The sequence below is a fragment of the Vibrio sp. R78045 genome (assembly GCF_042466085.1).
GTDB classification, from domain to species: domain Bacteria; phylum Pseudomonadota; class Gammaproteobacteria; order Enterobacterales; family Vibrionaceae; genus Vibrio; species Vibrio cyclitrophicus.
Genome location: NZ_JAXHBS010000013.1, coordinates 128638 through 147904, shown reverse-complemented (window position 1 = coordinate 147904; position 19267 = coordinate 128638). Strand labels below are relative to the sequence as shown.

The 19267-nt window shown below is 42.2% G+C and carries 17 protein-coding genes; 10 read left to right on the top strand and 7 right to left on the bottom strand.

The window, feature by feature from the left end:
* Positions 1-29: 29 nt before the first annotated feature.
* Positions 30-377, top strand: coding sequence for a hypothetical protein (locus SJY39_RS11265; protein ID WP_010429354.1), 348 nt, complete (start codon positions 30-32; stop codon positions 375-377).
* 205 nt (positions 378-582) lie between these two features.
* Here the strand turns inward: SJY39_RS11265 and SJY39_RS11260 are convergent, their stop codons facing one another.
* The 3 genes from SJY39_RS11260 to SJY39_RS11250 all read right to left on the bottom strand — a co-directional run bounded on the left by SJY39_RS11260 (position 583) and on the right by SJY39_RS11250 (position 3864).
* Positions 583-1479: an RNA polymerase sigma factor RpoD/SigA gene (locus SJY39_RS11260; RefSeq protein WP_016788220.1), complete on the bottom strand. Its 897-nt coding sequence runs from the start codon at positions 1477-1479 to the stop codon at positions 583-585.
* A gap of 475 nt (positions 1480-1954) precedes the next feature.
* Positions 1955-2287: an Hpt domain-containing protein gene (locus SJY39_RS11255; RefSeq protein WP_010429358.1), complete on the bottom strand. Its 333-nt coding sequence runs from the start codon at positions 2285-2287 to the stop codon at positions 1955-1957.
* Positions 2281-3864, bottom strand: a complete 1584-nt coding sequence (locus SJY39_RS11250) for a response regulator (protein WP_016784196.1) — start codon at positions 3862-3864, stop codon at positions 2281-2283. Before SJY39_RS11250 ends, SJY39_RS11255 begins: the two co-directional genes overlap by 7 nt.
* 361 nt (positions 3865-4225) lie before the next feature.
* On the opposite strand from SJY39_RS11250, the gene SJY39_RS11245 reads away from it, so the two are divergent.
* The 3 genes from SJY39_RS11245 to SJY39_RS11235 all read left to right on the top strand — a co-directional run bounded on the left by SJY39_RS11245 (position 4226) and on the right by SJY39_RS11235 (position 7539).
* Positions 4226-5839, top strand: coding sequence for a methyl-accepting chemotaxis protein (locus SJY39_RS11245; RefSeq protein ID WP_016788221.1), 1614 nt, complete (start codon positions 4226-4228; stop codon positions 5837-5839).
* A gap of 131 nt (positions 5840-5970) precedes the next feature.
* Entirely contained in the window at positions 5971-7119 is a 1149-nt protein-coding gene (locus SJY39_RS11240) for a hypothetical protein (RefSeq protein WP_016789851.1), read from the top strand.
* Positions 7120-7128: 9 nt separating this feature from the next.
* Complete coding sequence (locus tag SJY39_RS11235) at positions 7129-7539, top strand: phosphate ABC transporter substrate-binding protein (RefSeq protein ID WP_016768828.1); 411 nt, start codon at positions 7129-7131, stop codon at positions 7537-7539.
* A 113-nt stretch (positions 7540-7652) separates the two neighbouring features.
* Here the strand turns inward: SJY39_RS11235 and SJY39_RS11230 are convergent, their stop codons facing one another.
* Positions 7653-9203: a DHA2 family efflux MFS transporter permease subunit gene (locus tag SJY39_RS11230; RefSeq protein ID WP_010429371.1), complete on the bottom strand. Its 1551-nt coding sequence runs from the start codon at positions 9201-9203 to the stop codon at positions 7653-7655.
* 3 nt (positions 9204-9206) lie between these two features.
* Positions 9207-10271 (bottom strand): HlyD family secretion protein, encoded by a 1065-nt coding sequence (locus SJY39_RS11225; protein ID WP_010429374.1) that lies wholly within the window; start codon positions 10269-10271, stop codon positions 9207-9209.
* Positions 10272-10398: 127 nt separating this feature from the next.
* Here SJY39_RS11225 and SJY39_RS11220 point away from each other — a divergent pair, with 127 nt between their 5' ends.
* Positions 10399-11310, top strand: a complete 912-nt coding sequence (locus tag SJY39_RS11220) for a LysR family transcriptional regulator (protein WP_010429377.1) — start codon at positions 10399-10401, stop codon at positions 11308-11310.
* A gap of 172 nt (positions 11311-11482) precedes the next feature.
* Here the strand turns inward: SJY39_RS11220 and SJY39_RS11215 are convergent, their stop codons facing one another.
* Positions 11483-12340, bottom strand: a complete 858-nt coding sequence (locus tag SJY39_RS11215; protein WP_016793664.1) for a polysaccharide lyase family 7 protein — start codon at positions 12338-12340, stop codon at positions 11483-11485.
* Positions 12341-12705: 365 nt separating this feature from the next.
* On the opposite strand from SJY39_RS11215, the gene SJY39_RS11210 reads away from it, so the two are divergent.
* Positions 12706-13239: a YbhB/YbcL family Raf kinase inhibitor-like protein gene (locus SJY39_RS11210; protein WP_016789850.1), complete on the top strand. Its 534-nt coding sequence runs from the start codon at positions 12706-12708 to the stop codon at positions 13237-13239.
* 97 nt (positions 13240-13336) lie between these two features.
* Entirely contained in the window at positions 13337-14149 is an 813-nt protein-coding gene (locus SJY39_RS11205) for a helix-turn-helix transcriptional regulator (protein ID WP_016768831.1), read from the top strand.
* Positions 14150-14163: 14 nt separating this feature from the next.
* Here SJY39_RS11205 and SJY39_RS11200 read toward each other — a convergent pair whose 3' ends face one another.
* Positions 14164-15357: an MFS transporter gene (locus SJY39_RS11200; protein WP_010429385.1), complete on the bottom strand. Its 1194-nt coding sequence runs from the start codon at positions 15355-15357 to the stop codon at positions 14164-14166.
* 133 nt (positions 15358-15490) lie between these two features.
* Between SJY39_RS11200 and SJY39_RS11195 the strand changes: the two genes are divergently transcribed.
* From SJY39_RS11195 to trpS, 3 genes are all read left to right on the top strand, one after another.
* The gene (locus SJY39_RS11195; protein ID WP_010429389.1) at positions 15491-16822 is read left to right on the top strand and encodes a D-serine ammonia-lyase; all 1332 of its coding nucleotides are present in this window, start codon (positions 15491-15493) and stop codon (positions 16820-16822) included.
* 221 nt (positions 16823-17043) lie between these two features.
* Complete coding sequence (locus tag SJY39_RS11190; RefSeq protein ID WP_010429392.1) at positions 17044-17853, top strand: hypothetical protein; 810 nt, start codon at positions 17044-17046, stop codon at positions 17851-17853.
* Positions 17854-18104: 251 nt separating this feature from the next.
* On the top strand, positions 18105-19169 hold the full coding sequence (gene trpS / locus SJY39_RS11185; protein WP_010429395.1) for a tryptophan--tRNA ligase: 1065 nt from the start codon (positions 18105-18107) through the stop codon (positions 19167-19169).
* Positions 19170-19267 lie beyond the last annotated feature (98 nt).

The window sequence follows — 19267 nt, the reverse complement described above, 5'->3', positions numbered from 1 at the left end:
TAGAAGAGTCAGTTAAAAGGAGGGACGACATGTATCGATATGTCAGTTCACCACAAGCATCTAGATACATAGTGCCACCACCTCAACATCGAGAGTTGTCGAGTATCGATGTGCCTGAATCTGAGTTAGAGATGCGAGAAATTCTGAACAATTGGTTTGCCGATGGTTTGGCTCCGATTATTCAAAGTGAAGACGATTATATTTCGGCAAGCGACCAAGTACGGTTTGAGAAACTAAGTCGTACGGTTGGCATGTTATTGAGGAATAAAGACTATTACTTTGCAACTAAGCGCATCTTGTCTTTGTGGGAACAAAACTGCCTTGAAACTACCTATGTGAATTACCTTATTTTACGCAGTGAACGTGTTACTTCTTGAAGTAATCAATACTCCTATGTTTCTCTGTAAGACTGTTTAGCCAACAAAATGGCACTTTGCTTTATATACTTCTGATCGTTCAAACGTTTTAACGAAGTAGGCAAACAAAAAGGGCAAGCTTTGAAGCTCACCCTTATGATTGTTCTTTAAATGTCTAATCTAGCTATTCAGCGCTCTAGTTGCTAAGTTTTGTGTTCTTAATTGCTTAGACCCAGCCATCAAATTTCAGTCGTTTTTGAATTCTTTCGATCGCTTCTTTCTGCATTTGTCTAACACGTTCATTCGACACATTTACATCCAACATTTCTCCCACCTCCGAAAGTGTTTTCACCTTGTTATCAAAGAAACCAAAGCGGTGAATGAGCACTTTCTGCAATTTCGGTGGCAGTGTGTTGATGATTTGCTCAAGCGCGTGTGTGAATGATTGATCTTCACAGTCTTGTTGAGGGTCGGGGATGCATTCGCTTTCGCATTGTTCCAACACAAGTGGAGCATGGCTAATGCCTACTGTTGTTGTTACGTCAATAAATCCGCTTAACGCCACCAATTTATCGACACGCTCAACCTTAACGCCAGAACTTGATGATAGCTCTGAGATAGAAACTTCTTTACTCATTTTTTTGCTTATATCTAACTTCTTTGATGCGAGGCTATTAATTTCTTTGCACACATGAGCCGGTAAGCGGACAGTCCGACCCTTATTCATTAATGCGGCTTCGATGTTTTCGCGAATCCACCATACGGCATAGGTTGAAAAACGATAGCCGGGTTCTGGGTCGTATTTGTCGATGGCCTTGATCAAGCCAATATTACCTTCCTCGATCAAGTCGAGCAGAGTGAAGTTATTACCTTTACGCTTTAGGTAACTTTTTGCGATTTTTACAACCAGGCGCAAGTTTGATTCGATCATTACATCGCGCGCTTTTTTATCACCAGCGCAATTCAATTTAGCGTAATACACTTCATCTTCACGAGATAGAAGGTCAATGCCCACAAGATCCTTTAGATAATACGCATAGGGTTCAGTCGTGGTAGTCAATGAGCCTTTAGTAGGAGGGTGATCCGTGAGCTCCTGGAACGCAGCAAAACTGTCTTTGTTCATTTCCTTGTCCTTATTTAGCCGACTGAACGTTTTATTTTATTATTATGCTACTGAGTGATTAACGCTCGATTTTATTAGAGTGTAGATAACAGTTTCTCGTTTACCAATAAATAAAATGCAATTTCGTATACTCCAGTCACAAAAAGATCTACAAATATTTAGCTATTTTGCATTTCATTAAATGTACTGCTTTTTCATTGAAAACATGAACATGCATGGGTTATAACGCGTGATCTATGCGTTGGTGTTCCCAGATAGGTGGTGTGAATTTATAGCCGTTTATAGCTTGTGTGATTTGAAGGCTAGCGTCAAAGAAAGTGGCAAGAGTTAAGGTTCTACTTAGAATACTTCAACTCTCTATCTTGTCCTGCTGATAAGTGTAACGAGTCAAGTCTAAACTCTATTAGCTTGTTTAATTCTATCGAGTATCTGAACAACTAGAAGATAATAACGGGTTAGTTGCACATTGAGGCTGTTAATAAGCGCTAAGCGCCTCATCAATCTGTTTGTTGATGATCTTCACTTCGCTGTAGATTACGGACAGATCCTCATCTTTAGGTGCGAGTTTATTGAGCGTGTTTTGCTCGACTCGCTCCAAGGCCGCCGTGGCCGTTTCTTCGCCGAAACTGGCTAAGATGCCTTTTAAAGTATGCACTGTAAAATGAAGCTTGCCCCAATCTTGTTGTTGTACCAACTCTTTTATCTCGTCTAATGAGTTGCCATGATCTTCTTGATACACAGACAATACTGCAAAAATGACTTCTTGGTCATTGTCTAAATAGGTGTTTAAAGCGTCAAAATCTAGCATATAGACTCCCGTCGGCTGATTGTGGGAAATGGGCAAGGTGGCTTGGTGATAAACCCCTTGAGTGATAAGTCGCTAACCCATGTCTTCCATTTTTCTGGAAGTTCTAGCTGGGTGATTTCTTGTACGAAATCGTCACTAAGTTGTTCTTGTATTTGAGTTTTATTTACAGCATATAAATAGTCAAGTTTAGCGGCTACAGAATATGGGTAATTGTGAATATAGTTCTTAAGATCATTTACTGAATCCACACTTTCTAGGTTTATCAAAGTGGAAGGAGACAGTGTTGCTGGTTGAATTTGATGCAATACAGGATCACCGCGAGATAGGATACATTTCGTCACTGCACGGTACATAGAGTATTCCCCAAAGTGATCTAGTAAAGGTAACAATTGGTTGAGTAAATCCGTTGGGCCATCGTAAAAACGATGAGAAAGCAAAGTAGTCGCTTTTACCAATTTATGATGAGCAAGTTTTTCATTTTTTTCGAATATCAGAATATGACAATGGAAAATCGCTAGGTTTGAAAGTATTTGATTTTGCGAGTGATTTGGTAGTTTTAGATTAACCTGTGTCGTAAATTGTCCTGCATGCTCTATCAACAATTTTTTGTTGGTTACATGCATTTCTCGTTCATATGTTGCTCTCAACGCGTTGAAATAGGTCGATATAGAGTGAATAACGTCGAGGTCTGCTAATGAAATACTGTTAGCGTAAATCTCCCCTAACTTGATCAGAACTTGAGTATTGTCGACGTTCTCAGCTAAATCGATGGCGCGAATCGCACGGTGGCTGATGCTCGGTGTTAATTCAAAGGCTCGTATCGCCAATTTTAACGCTGGTATTAACATCTGGTGTTTTTCGTAAATACAGCTTAAACAATCAATCACGTTCAAAGAAAGAGGCTGAGCAACAAGGTAGTTGTGCAGTTTGTCTATGGCTGACTTTGGCTTACCCAACCCGTCCAAAATTAAAGCTTCTGCTACCAGTTTGGTTGGATGCATGTTCGTTCCAGATTTATTAAGTAAATATGAGAGCAATTCCCACTTTTTGCGTGCTATCAAGTGTTCGATAAGCGTTGCTTCGAACTGTACCTTGGTATCCTTTCCTGGAATGTTTAATGCTGAATTGAGTGCTACTTGATTATTGATTGGATATAGGTTTGTAAGCTGGCTAATTTGCTTTGCTTCAAAGACGGCGGTTTGAATTTTCTTTCCAAGAGCAAGTGTATTGATTGGTTTAGAAATAAAGTGGTGCGCTTCGCCGGATAAAGCTGTCAATACCGTTTCCTGACGCATATCACCAGAGAGCAATATAATTGCAACGGTATGATCGATCAGTCGGTTTCGATAGAGAATCCCTAGCAGCTCAAATCCAGTGAAAGATTGTTCTAGATGATAATCGATGAGAAGGACATGGAAAGAGTGACTTTCGACTGCTTTGATCGCTTGTTGGTAGTTGGTCGCAATGAAAACATTTCTATGCGGAATCCCCAAACCAACTAGCTGCTGTTTGATAAGAATGGTGGCGCTCTTAGAGTCGTCTACAATCAAAACCCTTAGGTCTGGCGATAAGGTCAAATTGTCATTCCCAAAAATTCGATTATAAGGTCAATTTAGGTGTCAAGTTGCACATTGTCAAGATGGCGTATTCTTTAATGAGACCACTTGATGTTATTGCTTCTATGTTAGTTATTCACGGGTTAAAAGAGCAATTGAATTGAATTGAGTTTTAGTGTCCATAGCTTTTGGTCTGCGATAGAAGTCTTGATGCTAAGCGCTAATAACTGTTACAAATCTAGGTGCATATGATTTACCGTATTTATGTGTTTAATCGAAATTATTTATGGTAATCATGCTTTATCTGAATTGTTGCCGCGTACACGCGCAAGTATTCTTACAAATAAGACACGGTATATTATTCCGTTTATAAGGATATTTGATGTTTTCCCTTTCTATAAAAAATAAAGTTTTGGCTTTGTGCCTTTTTTCTTTTGCTGGCTTCAGTAGTATTTTATTTGTGGGCGAAAGGGCCTTAAGTAATAACAATCAACAAGTAAATCGAATTGATGAAGTTATCTATCCGATAATGGACTCATCTTCGATGAATCGAGTGTTAATACCTCAACTCGCCGAACGTTTTAATTTAGCGGTGACGTTGGGTGATGAAGAATTATTGGCAATGAACGTCACAACATACAAGGCGATTATTGCGAACTTTAAACTGCAGTCTGAGTTAGATCCATCCATAAAATATTCGATTACTGAACTTCAAAGAAGTACGAAAGCTTACTTTGATTCAGCGTATCGAATAGCTAAAGGAATGATTGACGAAGATATTTCATTAAGTGAAGCAGGGCAACTGGCTAAACAGAGCAGTGAAATACTAGAAGGTTTAACCAAAGGGGTTAATGACTTTTCCGAGGCTCGAATTTCTGATTTCGAAAGCTCGGTAACTTCCCTTGAAGAAAACAATCTTCGTTCAAACCGGATCATGAGAGTGCTTGGTGTTGCTGCATTGATTTCATTGTGTTTATTTGGCTGGTTTGTTGTCTATGCAATACGTAAAGACTTAGCCAATATCAGTGACAAAATGAGAGACATAGCAGAAGGCGAAGGTGATCTAACAGTTAGGCTGAAGCATGAGAAAAACGATGAACTTAAACCACTAGTTGATTCGTTTAATTCATTTGTTTCTCACTTACAACGTAATGTGACAGACACCATTGAAAACGTGGTGGCGTTGGATTCTATTTCGCGTTCTTTAGTGAGCACAAGCCAAAACACGCGCACTTTGTCCAAAAATCAACACTTGGCTATTGAAGAAGTATCCCAATCGTTACAGCAGCTATTTAGCGCGGCTAAAGATATTGCTCACAATGCAAGTGATGCATCTTTGTCTGCTACAAGTGCGAGCGAGCAAGCGTCTATGGGCGAAGTGCAAGTTAAGAGTACTATTCTTGCGGTACAAGAACTCACCACAGATGTACGTCAAGCTTCTCAAGTGGTTGGGCAACTCGATACCAATACGCAAAGTGCAGGATCGATACTAGATTCAATTAGCGCGATCGCAGAGCAAACTAACCTACTTGCATTAAACGCGGCTATCGAAGCGGCCAGAGCGGGTGAGCAGGGCAGAGGCTTTGCTGTTGTGGCTGATGAAGTTCGTACATTAGCATCAAGAACACAAAGCTCTACGCAAGAGATCCAGTCCGTGCTGTCTCAGCTGCAAGAGCAAGCTAAAATGGCGTCAAAAATTATCTCGGAAAGTGCAATCAAAGCTGAGAATTGTGTTGAACAGTCGTTGGTGGCGGAGAAATCTCTTATTCAGATCACCAATGATGTGATGGAAATTAGTCAACGTAACGATAGCATTGCATCGGCAACTGAAGAGCAAGAACAGACCTCTTCTCGTATTGAAATGTTTGTAACGGATATCCGTGATATGGCTGAAGGTACTACTGACAGTGTTCAACAAGTCGATTCAGTCGCTCAGGATATTCAAAAAATCACACGAAACCTATCTGAACTAACGGGTCACTTTAAGATCCGTTAGCTTTCCTCAATTCTTCCTGCTGTTTTTTTAAGTGACGTTTTTCTTGGTTTTCACCAAGAAGAACAGCGGGAGTTTGCCTCGAATTTGGGGCTGAAAATAATAAAAACTAAAACATAACTGTGGAGTTCGTTATGAAAAAGACACTAATTGCTGCTTTGGTGAGTGTTGCTTGTGGTGCAAATGCTGCAAGTATGGAAGATATTAATATTAGTGGTTTTGGTTCGGTTGGAATCGGTAAAGCGAACAATGATGTCAATTATGCGGGATATACCAGCGATAATCTGCAATGGGAGCAAGAGACGCTTGCTGGACTTCAGTTTGACTTTAATGTGAATGAGAAAGCTAAATTTGTAACGCAGATTGTTGCGAATAGTCGTTATGACTACGAACCAAAGATCGAGATGGCGTATGCATCATACGACTTTGAACGTTTTACTGCTCGTGCTGGTAAGCTACGCCTACCGCTGTTTTTCTACTCAGATTACACGGATCTTGGTTACGCTTATCCGATGATTCGTCCTTCGCAAGAGCTGTACGAAAATATCGTTTTAAAAAGCTATACCGGTGCTGATCTCTTGATCCCAGTAGAATTCGATAATTCAAGTTTATTGATTCAACCCGTTATTGGTGTTGGCACCATTGACGAAGACGACTCTATTGTTGGCGAAGTTAAATTAGACAAATTGATGGGTGTGAGTGCGAACTGGAACGTAGGGGATATGACGTTCCGTGGTTCTTACTTTGTTGCTGAATCGAACCCATCTTGTAACTTTAACGACGATAGTCTGTTTGCTGACCCATATTGTCGAATGGGCAAAATGTTAGACAGTAAAGACGGTCAGTTTATTTCACTTGGTGCACAGTATGACAACGGTGATTTAATCGCTAACATCGAAGGTGCGGATGTGCAGCTAGATGGTGAGTTCTATGACTATCAATCTATTTCTGCTTTAGTTGGCTATAGAGTCAATGAGTTTACTCCTTATTTATCAATCAACTGGGTAGAAACGACTGACAATGAAGAGCGTACTAATATGACAGGCGTTCAGTCTGCTCTTAGAGAGGCTTTAAACTACGAGCGTCTATCTTACTCTGTTGGTTCACGTTGGGATTTTGCTAAGAATATGTCACTTAAAGTTGATGTTACTTACGTTGACTACAAAGGTACTAGCGGCGGCTTCCAAGAGAATATCGAAACAGTCGGTACATATTTCGCAACAGGCAATTTCTTTGAAGATGACTCAATCTTGTATTCAGCTAAGTTAGACTTCGTATTCTAAGGTATCAGTATGAAAAAGTTACTAACGCTTATGGCAGCAACGTTTATTTCGTTTAATGCTGCTGCGGGTATGGTTGTTATCGGCAATAGCGCAGGTGTTGATGCGTTAACCAATGCTGATGTGAAAAAATTATTCATGGGTAAATCAAACCAACTGGGTAATGGCAGTAAAGTTCAAATTGTTGAGCTTGTTGATGGCGCTGAAGGTCGTATTGCTTTTCATGAAGTAGCAACGGGTCGTTCAGAGTCCCAACTGCAATCCGCTTGGGCTCGCTTAGTGTTCACTGGTAAAGCTGAAGCGCCGGTCCAAGTTGCTGATTACAGTGCCGTAATCAATCAAGTCGCTTCAAACACGAACGCGATTGGTTATGTTGATGAAGCTGCACTTACTGGCGATGTCAAAGTACTTCTTAAGTACTAATTTCTGGCGATACAACATAGCTCAATAAAGATCTACAAAGCCCGATAACGAGTGCGGTATCGGGCTTTCGTGTTTCTATGCTAGGTAAACCTGAATGATGGGCCAGTTTACTTTTAATCGCGCATGTTCAAAATTAGAACCGCAGCTAATGCCAAAAACGCTGTCATCATTAGGAATACGTCGTTGTAGGCCATGATTGCGGCGTCACGTTGCATGGTTCCTAACAGGCTAGCCTGAGCTTGTTGCATTGCTGTTGCGGCATCGCTTCCTGATTGGATAAAGAACGCTTGTTGATCTTTGAGTGTTTGCCAACCTAATTGACTAACAGAAGGCAGTGATTCCTTAATATGAGCCAAATGCTCACGTGTTTTATTATCAAGTAGCGTCGCAATAATCGCGATACTAAAAGCACCACCTAAGTTACGCATCACATTGGTTAAGGTCGAAGCATCAGGTGTATCCATTTTACTGATGTTCTTCATCGCAACCAAAGACAGTGGAACCATAATAAATGGGCTGCCAATCGCGCGTAGAACCATCGATAGAATCAGCTGCTGACCACCAAAATCGATTGTCATGTGTGTGTTTACGTAACAACTTAAACCAAACATTGCGAAACCGAAGGTCACTAGGTATTTAGGTTTAATTATCTGTGTGAGCTTAGGTACAATCGGGAAAATCAGTAGCTGTGGAAACCCCATCCACATGAGCACCTGACCAATTTCCATCGCGTTATACTGTTGTATTTGTGTTAAGTACAATGGCAAAACATAAATGGACCCGAGTAACGCCATTCCTAAAATCAGGTAGGCGATACACGACATGGCAAATTGAGCATCCCGCAATAGCCGCAAATTAACCAAGGGCTTTTTGTGTTGGAGTTCGTTTATCACGAAGTAAACCAGACTCACCGCCGACACAATACTCAAGCCAATGATGAAACTTGAGCTGAACCACTCCTCGCGGTTACCTTCTTCCAGCACCACTTCTAAGCAACCCAATCCGAGTGCCATGGTGGCGATACCAAACCAATCGGCCTTTTTAAGGGTACCAAGATCGAGTTTTTCATCGTCTAAGCCATAGCGGATCATGGTGATCACGAGTAGGGCTGGCGGAATGTTGATGTAGAAAATATAGTGCCAAGAGAAGTTCTCCGTCAGCCAACCACCAAATGTCGGGCCGATCGATGGAGCAAAGGTCGCGGTTACACCAAATAATGCCATACCCACAGCCCGTTTGTTAACCGGCAGTAACTGAATCACCAATGAGAATGCGAGCGGGATTAAAGCACCACCACTGAAGCCTTGCATCGCACGGAACACGATCATCGAGGTCATATTCCAAGAAAATGAACACAGCAAAGATGAAATGGTGAAGATAGCCGTCGTCCACGTTATGTAACGGCGTTTACCGAGCGCTTTAGAAAGCCAACCACTGAGTGGGATAGCGATCATCTCTGCAACTAGGTAAGACGTAGAGATCCAAGAGCTTTCATCCAAAGTGGCAGATAGTGCGCCTTGAATGTCTTTAAGAGACGAGTTGGTGATCTGAATATCTAAGATCGCCATGAACGCGCCAACTAGCCCGCCAAATAGGGCAATCCAATGGCGAGTGGATACCTCGTGATCATCATTAGTTTGGGTGACAACACCAGCGTTGCTCATGGTCTAGCCTCGTTTGTCTATGGTCGCTACCACAGATAAACCAGGAAGAAGACGACCTTTTAACCCTTGCTGATCTGGAATCGTAATTTTTACTGGGACACGTTGAACAATCTTGGTGAAGTTACCCGTTGCATTCTCTGGTGGAAGCAGCGCGAATTTAGCACCAGTAGCAGGGGAGAAGCTATCGACCACGCCCTCAAGCGGCTGACCCGGAAAAGCGTCTAGCTCTACTTCAACTGTTTGACCTTTGTGTATACCACTGAGTTGTGTCTCTTTGAAGTTGGCTTCAATCCACACTTGATTATTTGGCACTAAACTCATCAACGGTGCTCCAGCTTGAATCAACAAACCTTCACGCACACTGCGTTTACCAATAACACCGTCGGTAGGAGCGTACACTTTAGTATAATCAAGGTTTAACTGTGCTTGTTCTCTTTGTGCTTGAGCTTCTGTTACCGATGCATTGGCTTGCTCTATCTCACTCGCAATTACAATTAACTGATCATTGGTCGCAACGAGATTAGCTTTTGCTTCTTCCAAATCGGCTTGGGTCACTTTTTGTTGTGCTACCATGCTGTCGACTTCATCTTGAGAGGCGTAATTGCGTTTTAATAGGCTACGAGAACGAACTACTTGTTGAGTCGCACGTTCGTATTCAGCTTGTGCGGAATCAACACGGCTTTCAGCTTGGTTTATTTTGCTACGTTGTAACGTCTGTTGTGCTACAAGATTTTTCACATCGGATTGAACGACAGATAAATGGGCACTGGCCTGAGCAAGAGCCGATTGGTAATCACGGTCATCAATTTGCACCAACAAATCACCAGCTTTTACCGATTGGTTGTCACTCACGTAAGACTTTACAATATAGCCTGAGACTTTAGGGCTAATGTTAGTAATGTCGCCTTGAAGGTAGGCATTGTCGGTTGATTCAAAGTACTGACCATAACCGTACCAATATCCCGCGCCTGCTAAACCCAATGACAGCATGATCGCAGTGGCAATAAGCGGAGCTTTTTTACGTCTTGTTTTGCTTACTGTGTGCGAAGCGTTGTTTTTCTCTGTCATTTCTTTTTCTCATTTTGTTTTTATTTAGATGTAACGAATTGTAAATGAATATCATTAATTGATAAGATAGGAAAAAAGAGAAACACTGTTGCAAAAATTTTACTAATGATAGTTTTAGGAATACGTGATGGACTTAAATGCTGTAACTGTTTTTACACAAGTTGTTGATTGTGGGAGTTTTACGCAGGCTGCTGAAACACTTAACATGACTAAGTCGACCGTAAGCCGAAAATTGGCAGAGTTAGAACAGCATTTAGGTGTGAGGTTGATCACTCGATCGACCAGAAGTTTGCTGCTAACACCAGAGGGAGAACGATTTTATCAATCAAGTATTCAAATGCATGAAATCATGAGCCAAGCCGAACTCGAAGTATCCGCAAATCAAGATCTGATTCGTGGCCCTTTAAATGTGGTACTCCCCGTCGAACTAGGTCACCAAGTGTTGGCTAAATATATACACAGTTTCTTGAAAGAACATCCAAATGTCACATTGAATTTAGAGCTGACGAATCGCGAAGTTGATATCATTTCGGAAGGTATCGACCTTTACGCGCAAATTGGTGAGCTAGTGGATTCAAGTTTGGTTTCTCGATATCTGACAACATCAAAACGTGTACTGGTAGCGAGTCCTGAATATTTAGAACAGTTTGGTGATATCAAAACTCCTACAGATCTAAAATCACCATTTAGGTTGATTGAAGTCGTTAACAAAGCAGCACGCTTACCTAAATGGCATTTGCAGCTGGAGGATGGAGAGTCGATTTTGATAGAGTTGCCGTGTCAGTTGAGGGTAAACACGATTACAGCCTGCCTTACTGCTTGTGTCGATGGGTTGGGGATAGCCGTTTTACCGGAGTTCATCTGTCGAGATCACTTTCAAACAGGCAAATTAGTACGACTATTGCCTGAGTATGACATGCCTGAGGTATCCGTGAGTTTGGTGTATGCAGACAGGCAGTTGATGCCAAAACGCAAGAAAGTCTTTATCGATTACCTATTAACAGCCTTTCAAAATAGAGTTAACGAAAGAACTGAATAAAGGCATATTGTATTGGAAGCAACAAAAGTAATCGGCTGCTTAACTCTAGCTATCTAGATATTCGGGTTAACTCATTAACAATGCTCAACAGCGCTCACAGAAAAACGAACTTTCTAACAAGTCCGTTTTTCTGTTTCTGATGACTCAATGTGGTTGTAAGCCAAATTTTAAATTAGCTCTTTTTCTCTGTGTACTCTAGCTTGTAGAAGTGAGCTTCACTTTGTCCATTTGTAAATTGGTTATATACGCCAGCTTTGAAGTAGCTTAATAGGTGGCGCCAATAATCAATATCCTGCTCAACTTTACGTTCACCGTTTACGTCAACAATGAGTTTCTTATCACCAACGATTAGGTCAAATGCTGTTGGTTTGCCTTCTGGCGCTTTACCTAAGTCGAACTGAGAATATGCTACGTCTGATTTGCACATTTCCTTATCTTTGTTCTTCTTACCAAACGTTCCTTTACAAATGACAGCGTTGTTTTTAACGATTGCCCAGAAATGCCCTTCAATACCATTATTGTCACGTTTCCACACAACACGCAGCAAAGGGTGAGGGACATTGTGAGTACCGAGGTTATCTAGGCCTTTGTTGTGTACTTGTAGAAAAGTAATCTCGTCTTGTTTAGAGTCTGAGTTCTTCATCGACTCTTCAGGGTTTATGATCTCCACTTCCGAACTCAATATGTATGTTTCATTTGCTAAGTCTGTGCGGAAGTTCTCCTGAACGCGTAGCTCGTTACGCAGGTGGTCATTTTTCATGGTAAAGACTAGCGCTTCACTTTCTTTGTCGACATAGAAATTTTTGTTCACTATGCCGTCGTAGTTATTATCGAGTGCAAAATAGCCTTTGTTGCCTTTCTTTCCGTTAGGATCTGAAATTTGAAGTTCAGATTCTGACAAAACATTTTGGTATTGAGAGTAATTAGAAGGTTCGCCTAAAGCTCCTTCTGGGTTCGAAAACTGAACATTAGCCGTTGCCGCAGAAGAAAAAGCAAGAAGGGCGTAGCAAGCGAGTAGGGTCTTATTCATCAAAAATATCTCTTTTGTATTATTATCGGTCAATATTGATATTGATATCACTTTTGAGGTTTATGTGAAAATATCTGTGTTTGAAATTGTGGTCGGTATCCAATTTTCTTGCACAAAAATAGAGAGAATTAGGTCTCGATAGGGATTGATGCTTGAAAGCCAAAAGGTGGATTTTTGCTTTAGTTAAATCGTGGTTGAGATAAGCGAGGTTATAGAGCCTGTTAAACGGAATATTTTCCAAAGAAAACTGGAACATACAGTAAGTATCATCTTAATGAATTAAACTAGATAATTGTGTACTTACTGTCATTATCGAACGGATGGAGGGGACTATACTGGGATCATACCTAATCAGAGGAACCACCATGAAAACACTCAACAAATCAGTATTGGCACTTAGTATCTTAACAGCTGGCTCGGCTCAGGCATTCGAATTAACGAGTAATGATATTCAAGAAGGTCACCCAATGGCGAAGACGTTTGAATATTCAAGTTGGGGTTGTAACGGCGAGAACTTGTCACCGCAGTTGATGTGGAAAGATGCTCCAGCAGGAACCAAAAGCTTTGCAATCACGGCTTATGATCCAGATGCTCCGACTGAAAGTGGTTTCTGGCACTGGGTCGTGTTTGATATTCCAGCAACAGTGAGCGAGCTCCCTCGTGGTGTCGACATCTCTAAAGTGGGTGGCAAAGAAGGCCGCATAGATTATGGAACGGTAGATTTCGGTGGCGCTTGTCCTCCTGAAAAAGGTGGCATGCACCGCTACCAGTTCACGGTTTGGGCATTGCCAACGGATAAGCTCAACTTAGACGAAAACACGCCGTCGGCTGTGGTTGGATTCACGTTGAACAGCATGGCTCTAGACAAAGCGAAACTGACGGCAACTTATACACGTTAATAGCTTTATACACGTTGATAATTTACACACGCTAATAAAGCGACCAGTTATTGATGCGATAGCTGGTCGTTGATAATAAGTAAACAAGGGGGATGAGATGAATCATCAATATCAAGTGACGATCTTTCGTGCAGAGCAGTTACAAAAGCTACGTAATGTGAGGATTCTATCTCCTAGTATCATTCAGATCATTACAGGCAGTAAGCGCCTGTTTTGGAAAGATTCAGCGGCAGAACTCTCACATTCTGAGCTGTTGTTGTGTGAGGCATCAGCTTCACTAAGTTTTGAGAACATGCCCCACAAAGGGCGCTTCTTATCACGAGTGTTCAGCTTTCAATTCCAACCTTCTCAGGCGATGCTTGGTTTAAGTGAGGAACGCTCGAATGATCTGGGGCTGCCGACAGTACAAGCGGACAGAAGCTTACAAGACTCACTCAACGCTCTGTTTTCCTTTGATAGACAAAGCATGAGTAAAGAGACCCAACAGTTTTGGTTGCAGGGCTTATACCAGCAATTAGCCGAAAAAGGGGTATTGCATCGATTGTTTGCCAGTGCCAACGTTTCGTTTAGCCAAAAGCTCAGTCATTACCTTTCTCATTCACCTGATGAGAAACATCCGCTAGAGTCGGTAGCGGAACGCTTTGCGATGAGCCGCGCCACGCTTATCCGTAAATTGAAACTTGAAGGAATGCAATATCGTGAGGTACTGGCTGAAGTTCGGTTGAGTCATGCGCTTTATCTGATGCAAAACGGACAGCAGAATGTTGCTGTGTTGGCTCAATCTTGCGGTTACCAATCAGAAGGTCGTTTTAGTCAGCGCTTTAAAGGCAAATTTGGTTTGTCGCCAAGCGAATACATCAAGACAGTCGTCAGCAATAGAGTCGCGAGCAATAAAGTCGCGACGCCATAACCATTCGGTTTGTCCTAAACGCTCACTTTCTTATCTCGTGCTGCCAATGCCGCAAAAATCGTGCACGCGAAAGCAACAGATGCGATCAGCAGAATGGGAACACTCCAAGAATCGGTTTGAGCATGAAGCTTACCCACCAGCGTTGGGCCTGTTGCTGCTAAAGCATAACCAATTCCTTGCGCCATACCCGACAGCGATGCGGCTTGGCTGCTATTCGATGTTCTCAGGCCAACAAAAGAAAGCGCGATAATAAACGTAGAGCAGTTGGCTAATCCAAAGAGTCCCACCCAAAAGATTGCAAACTCAGGCAAATACAACAGCCCAATTAATCCAAGAAATACACTCGAAGTACAAAGCGTGATGAGCCATTGTTGGTTATCGCTTTTACCTAAGAACGGCAGTAACAGCAATCCCGGAACCATGGTCGAAAATTGTAGAAATCCATAAATGTAGCCCGCGTCGATTTCGCTGTAGCCAAGGTCGTTCAAGATCTGTGGAAGCCAGCCTGCCAAAGAATAGAAGGTAAATGAGTTAAGCCCAAGAGCTAGTGTCACTTGCCATGCAACGCCACTCTTGATCATCTTCTGCATCGGAATAGGCTTTTCTTGATACTTGTTATTGGTTGCTGAAGAAGAGCGCTTTCTGATCTTAGGCAACCAAATCATCAAAGCTAATATTGGGAATATTAGGTTCATTAACAGTGCTAATTGCCAACCCGTAATCGTGAATAAGGTTAGATTCGAAAACGGCACCATCAAACTTGAGCCTAACGTCGAACCGATGCCCATCGTAAAAATGTACAAAGAAGTGACTGTCGCAATACGAGTAGGGAAGCTAATTTTCACTACTACGGGCAACAACACATTACCAATCGCGATACCAAGTCCAATCATTACTGTGCCGATGTATAACGTCGGAATTGCTCCAAAAGAACGCAGTGTAATACCCGTAGTGATCAAAACTAAGCCTAAGAGCAAGCTTGGTTCTAGACCAATTCGTTCGGATATTTTGGTGACTAATGGTGAAAATAAGGCAAAAGTTAACAGTGGCAAAGCTGTTAAGAAGCCAGCAGCCGACGACGTAAGGTTGAGGCCTTCCATAACCTGAGAAAGCACAGGAGCTAAGCTCGTAAAAGGCCCACGCAGGTTAAGTGCTAGAAATAGAATCCCTAACATGACGAAAATGCTATTACGAAGAGAGACGCTCATAGGTTGTTCTACTGTTTGCTTATGAGAAGAAAAGCTAGCCTACAGGTCATTGAATGATTACACAAATACCGTTTAAATAGGTTTACTAATGATTGAACGTGCGCAGTACGCGCTTTACCAGAGAAGGTCACCCATGACTGAATTGAATATCGATAAACTCATCTCAGATTCCCCATTACTTCAACAATTGATTGCATTGGAAGAGGTGGTTTGGTTTAACCCAAACGTGACGACTCTGGAGCGCGGTTTACCTTATGTGGGATTGGGCGAACAAGATATTCATGATGCGAGTTTGAGGTTACAAAGGTTTGCTCCTTATCTAGCCAAGGCGTTTCCTGAAACTCAAGTGACCAATGGCATCATCGAGTCTGAACTTATCGATATTCCTTCGATGAAATTAGCGTTAGAAACCCATTATCAGCAGCCAATAAAAGGGCGTTTGATGATGAAGAAAGACAGTCATTTGCCGATTTCGGGTTCAATTAAAGCGCGTGGCGGTATCTATGAAGTATTAACGTATGCCGAACAACTTGCTATTAAAGCGGGCTTGCTCAGCGAAAATGATGATTACAGTAAACTGCTTGAACCTGAGTTTCGTGATTTCTTCACACAATACAGCATTGCGGTAGGTTCAACGGGTAACCTAGGCATGTCGATCGGTATCATGAGTGCCAAGCTAGGTTTTACAGTGTCTGTTCATATGTCGGCAGACGCGAGAGCTTGGAAGAAAAGCAAACTCCGTGAGCATGGCGTCAACGTTGTTGAATATGAAGAAGATTATGGCGTTGCAGTAGAACAAGGACGGAAAGAGGCAGAACAAGATCCTCGATGCTTTTTCATTGATGATGAAAACTCGCAAGCTCTGTTTCTTGGCTACTCGGTGGCAGGGCAAAGGCTCAAACAGCAATTTGAACAACAACACATTTCAGTGGATAAAGAACATCCATTATTTGTTTACTTGCCATGTGGAGTAGGTGGAGGCCCCGGTGGTGTTGCATTTGGATTGAAGATGGCTTTTGGTGACAACGTGCACTGTATTTTTGCTGAGCCGACCCATTCGCCTTGCATGTTGCTCGGTGTTCACTCGGGTTTGCATGATGAGATCGCAGTGCAAGATCTGGGTATTGATAACCTCACCGCCGCAGACGGTTTAGCGGTTGGTCGGGCTTCAGGTTTCGTGGGTCGCGCGATGGAGCGCTTGCTTGATGGCTATTACACATTAACCGATGAACGCATGTATCAATTGCTAGGCGAACTGAACCAAGCAGAGGGTATTCAACTTGAGCCTTCAGCACTCGCGGGTATGCCAGGTGCGATTCATGTTGAGCAAAATAGCGAATACCTTGCTCGTCTACAAATTGATGAGTCGACGCTAGCGAATGCAACGCATCTTGTGTGGGCGACCGGAGGAGGTATGGTGCCAGAGCAAGAAATGGCAGCGTACTTGGCTAAGTCAGCAGTTTAGTTCCTGAGTTTCTAGATAACAGATATTATCGAAGAGTGTTATTTCCCTGCCTGCGAAATACACTCTCTGTCCTTAATCTACTTTTCTCCTCACTTTAGTTTTCAATCAAACAATAACTTGCGCAGATCGTTATACAAAACACATATTTTATAAATTAAACTTCATAGATGTTCTAACTATCAGTTAGGTTGAATGGCATTCAACTTGATAGGGACATAGAGATGCAAACAGATAAAGCGCTGAAAGCAATACAAACACCAAAGCCAAACACACCAGAAAAATTACTACAGCGTTTAGATGCGATTGGCGAGTCTTTAAAAGCGTCAGGTAAAGCTCATGCTCTATTAGGGTTAGGTTCAGTCGGTATTGAAACAGAACGACTTGATCAGTATTCAGATGTCGATTTTTTCGCGATAGTGCAAACGGGGCACAAGCAGTATTTCCTAGACAGTTTGCATTGGCTCTCAGATATTCATCCTATCGATTATGCCGTAAGAAATACTGTGGATGGTTATAAAGTGCTTTACGCTGACGGTATCTTTTGTGAATTTGCGGTGTTTGAATCCCATGAGTTAGCGCATATTCCATTTGCTGAAGGGCGCATTGTTTGGCAGCAACCTGAATTTGATACGCAGTGTTGTGTTCCACCAGTAAAAGGGGAGTCAGACGCTAATTCGCAAGAGTGGATCATTGGTGAGGCACTAACCAATCTTTATGTCGGCATGTCTCGTTACAATCGAGGCGAAAAGCTGGCTGGGAGTCGGTTCGTTCAATCTTACGCACTTGATCGTTTGATCGATCTTGTGGATCAAACTGAACATTCTGAGCCTGAATTCGTCGATAAGTTTATGTCGGATAGAAGGCTAGAAGCGCGCTTTCCTAAGTTTGCTCAATTACTACCAACCTTTACCCAAGGTTACGAGCGTACGGCGGAATCGGCACTTGCCCAACTAGTGTTTCTCAACACCCACTTCACAGTTAACCAAGCTATGTGTGACCGAATCACTGAACTGTGTTCCAGTAAAGATTAAGACTATAACCGGTTAATCTTATGACCTATTTTCTTTGTGCGCGTAAATAACAGTTGTCGCTCGTCTGTATTGTTGATAGGTTTTAACCATGAAATTTAATTCTGTTTCAACTTCAATTTTCTTTTGGTGGTGCTCTCAATAGAGCAGCACGGAATACTTACATTCTTTAGCTGCTGGACGGTAGCTAAGAATGTCATCAAAAATGTCGCCTCTTTTTATCTCCAGTAGCCTTTTTAACTTGGAGATACACCATGAATACCAACTCAAAAAGCCATATCGACAGCAACAATAATACTGGCAGTAAGAACAATACCAACAAGCCTGAAATCATTCTGACTGGGGATAGGGCAACTGGGCCTTTGCATTTGGGTCATTATGTCGGTTCACTTAAACAGAGAGTCTCTTTGCAGCATATTCACAACCAAACGATCTTGGTCGCTGATATGCAAGGGCTTACCGACAATGCCCATAATCCCTCGAAGGTTTCTTCCAACATTCTCAATGTGGTCGCTGACTATCTTGCGGTGGGTATCGACCCGACCAAGACCACGATTTGTCTGCAATCACAATTGCCTGTGTTAGCTGAGCTCACGATGTTCTACAGCAATCTTGTTTCTATCGCTCGTTTGGAACGTAATCCAACGGTCAAAAGCGAGATTCAAAACAAAGCATTTGGACGCTCAATTCCAGCAGGCTTTCTCACTTATCCCATATCTCAGGCGGCAGACATCACCGCTTTCAACGCAACTTTAGTACCTGTCGGCGATGACCAACTACCGATGTTAGAACAAACCAATGAGATAGTGAGGAAAATGAATTCGTTGGCGGGTAAGCCAATCTTGAATGAATGCAGGCCACTTCTCAGTAATGCATCTCGTCTCCCTAGTACTGACGGTAAAAGTAAGATGTCTAAATCGATGGGCAACGCCATTAATTTGGGTGCGACAGAGAAAGAGATCAGAGCTGCAGTTAAATCCATGTATACCGACCCAAATCACCTACGAATTGAAGACCCTGGCAAGGTAGAAGGGAATATCGTGTTCACTTATCTTGATGCTTTTCACGCAGACGCTAATTATGTCAGTCAACTAAAAGAGCATTATCAAAAAGGTGGGCTGGGCGATGGTCAAACCAAAAAAGTATTGGAAGAGTGCTTGCAAGAAATGCTTCGTCCGATTCGCGAAAGAAGATCTGAGTTGCTGAATGACAAAGCGCAACTCATCGATATTTTACGCAGTGGCACACAAGTCTCCAGAGAAAGAACGCAAAAGGTATTGTTCGATGTGAGAGAGGTATTCGGTTTAAATATACTTTAGCATACGGGCTTAAATTATCGATAAGGTATGAGTGCTTTTACTAGCAGGTTCCGTAATTCTAGCGACTGATATGTAAATAAAGTCAATTGATTTGAATG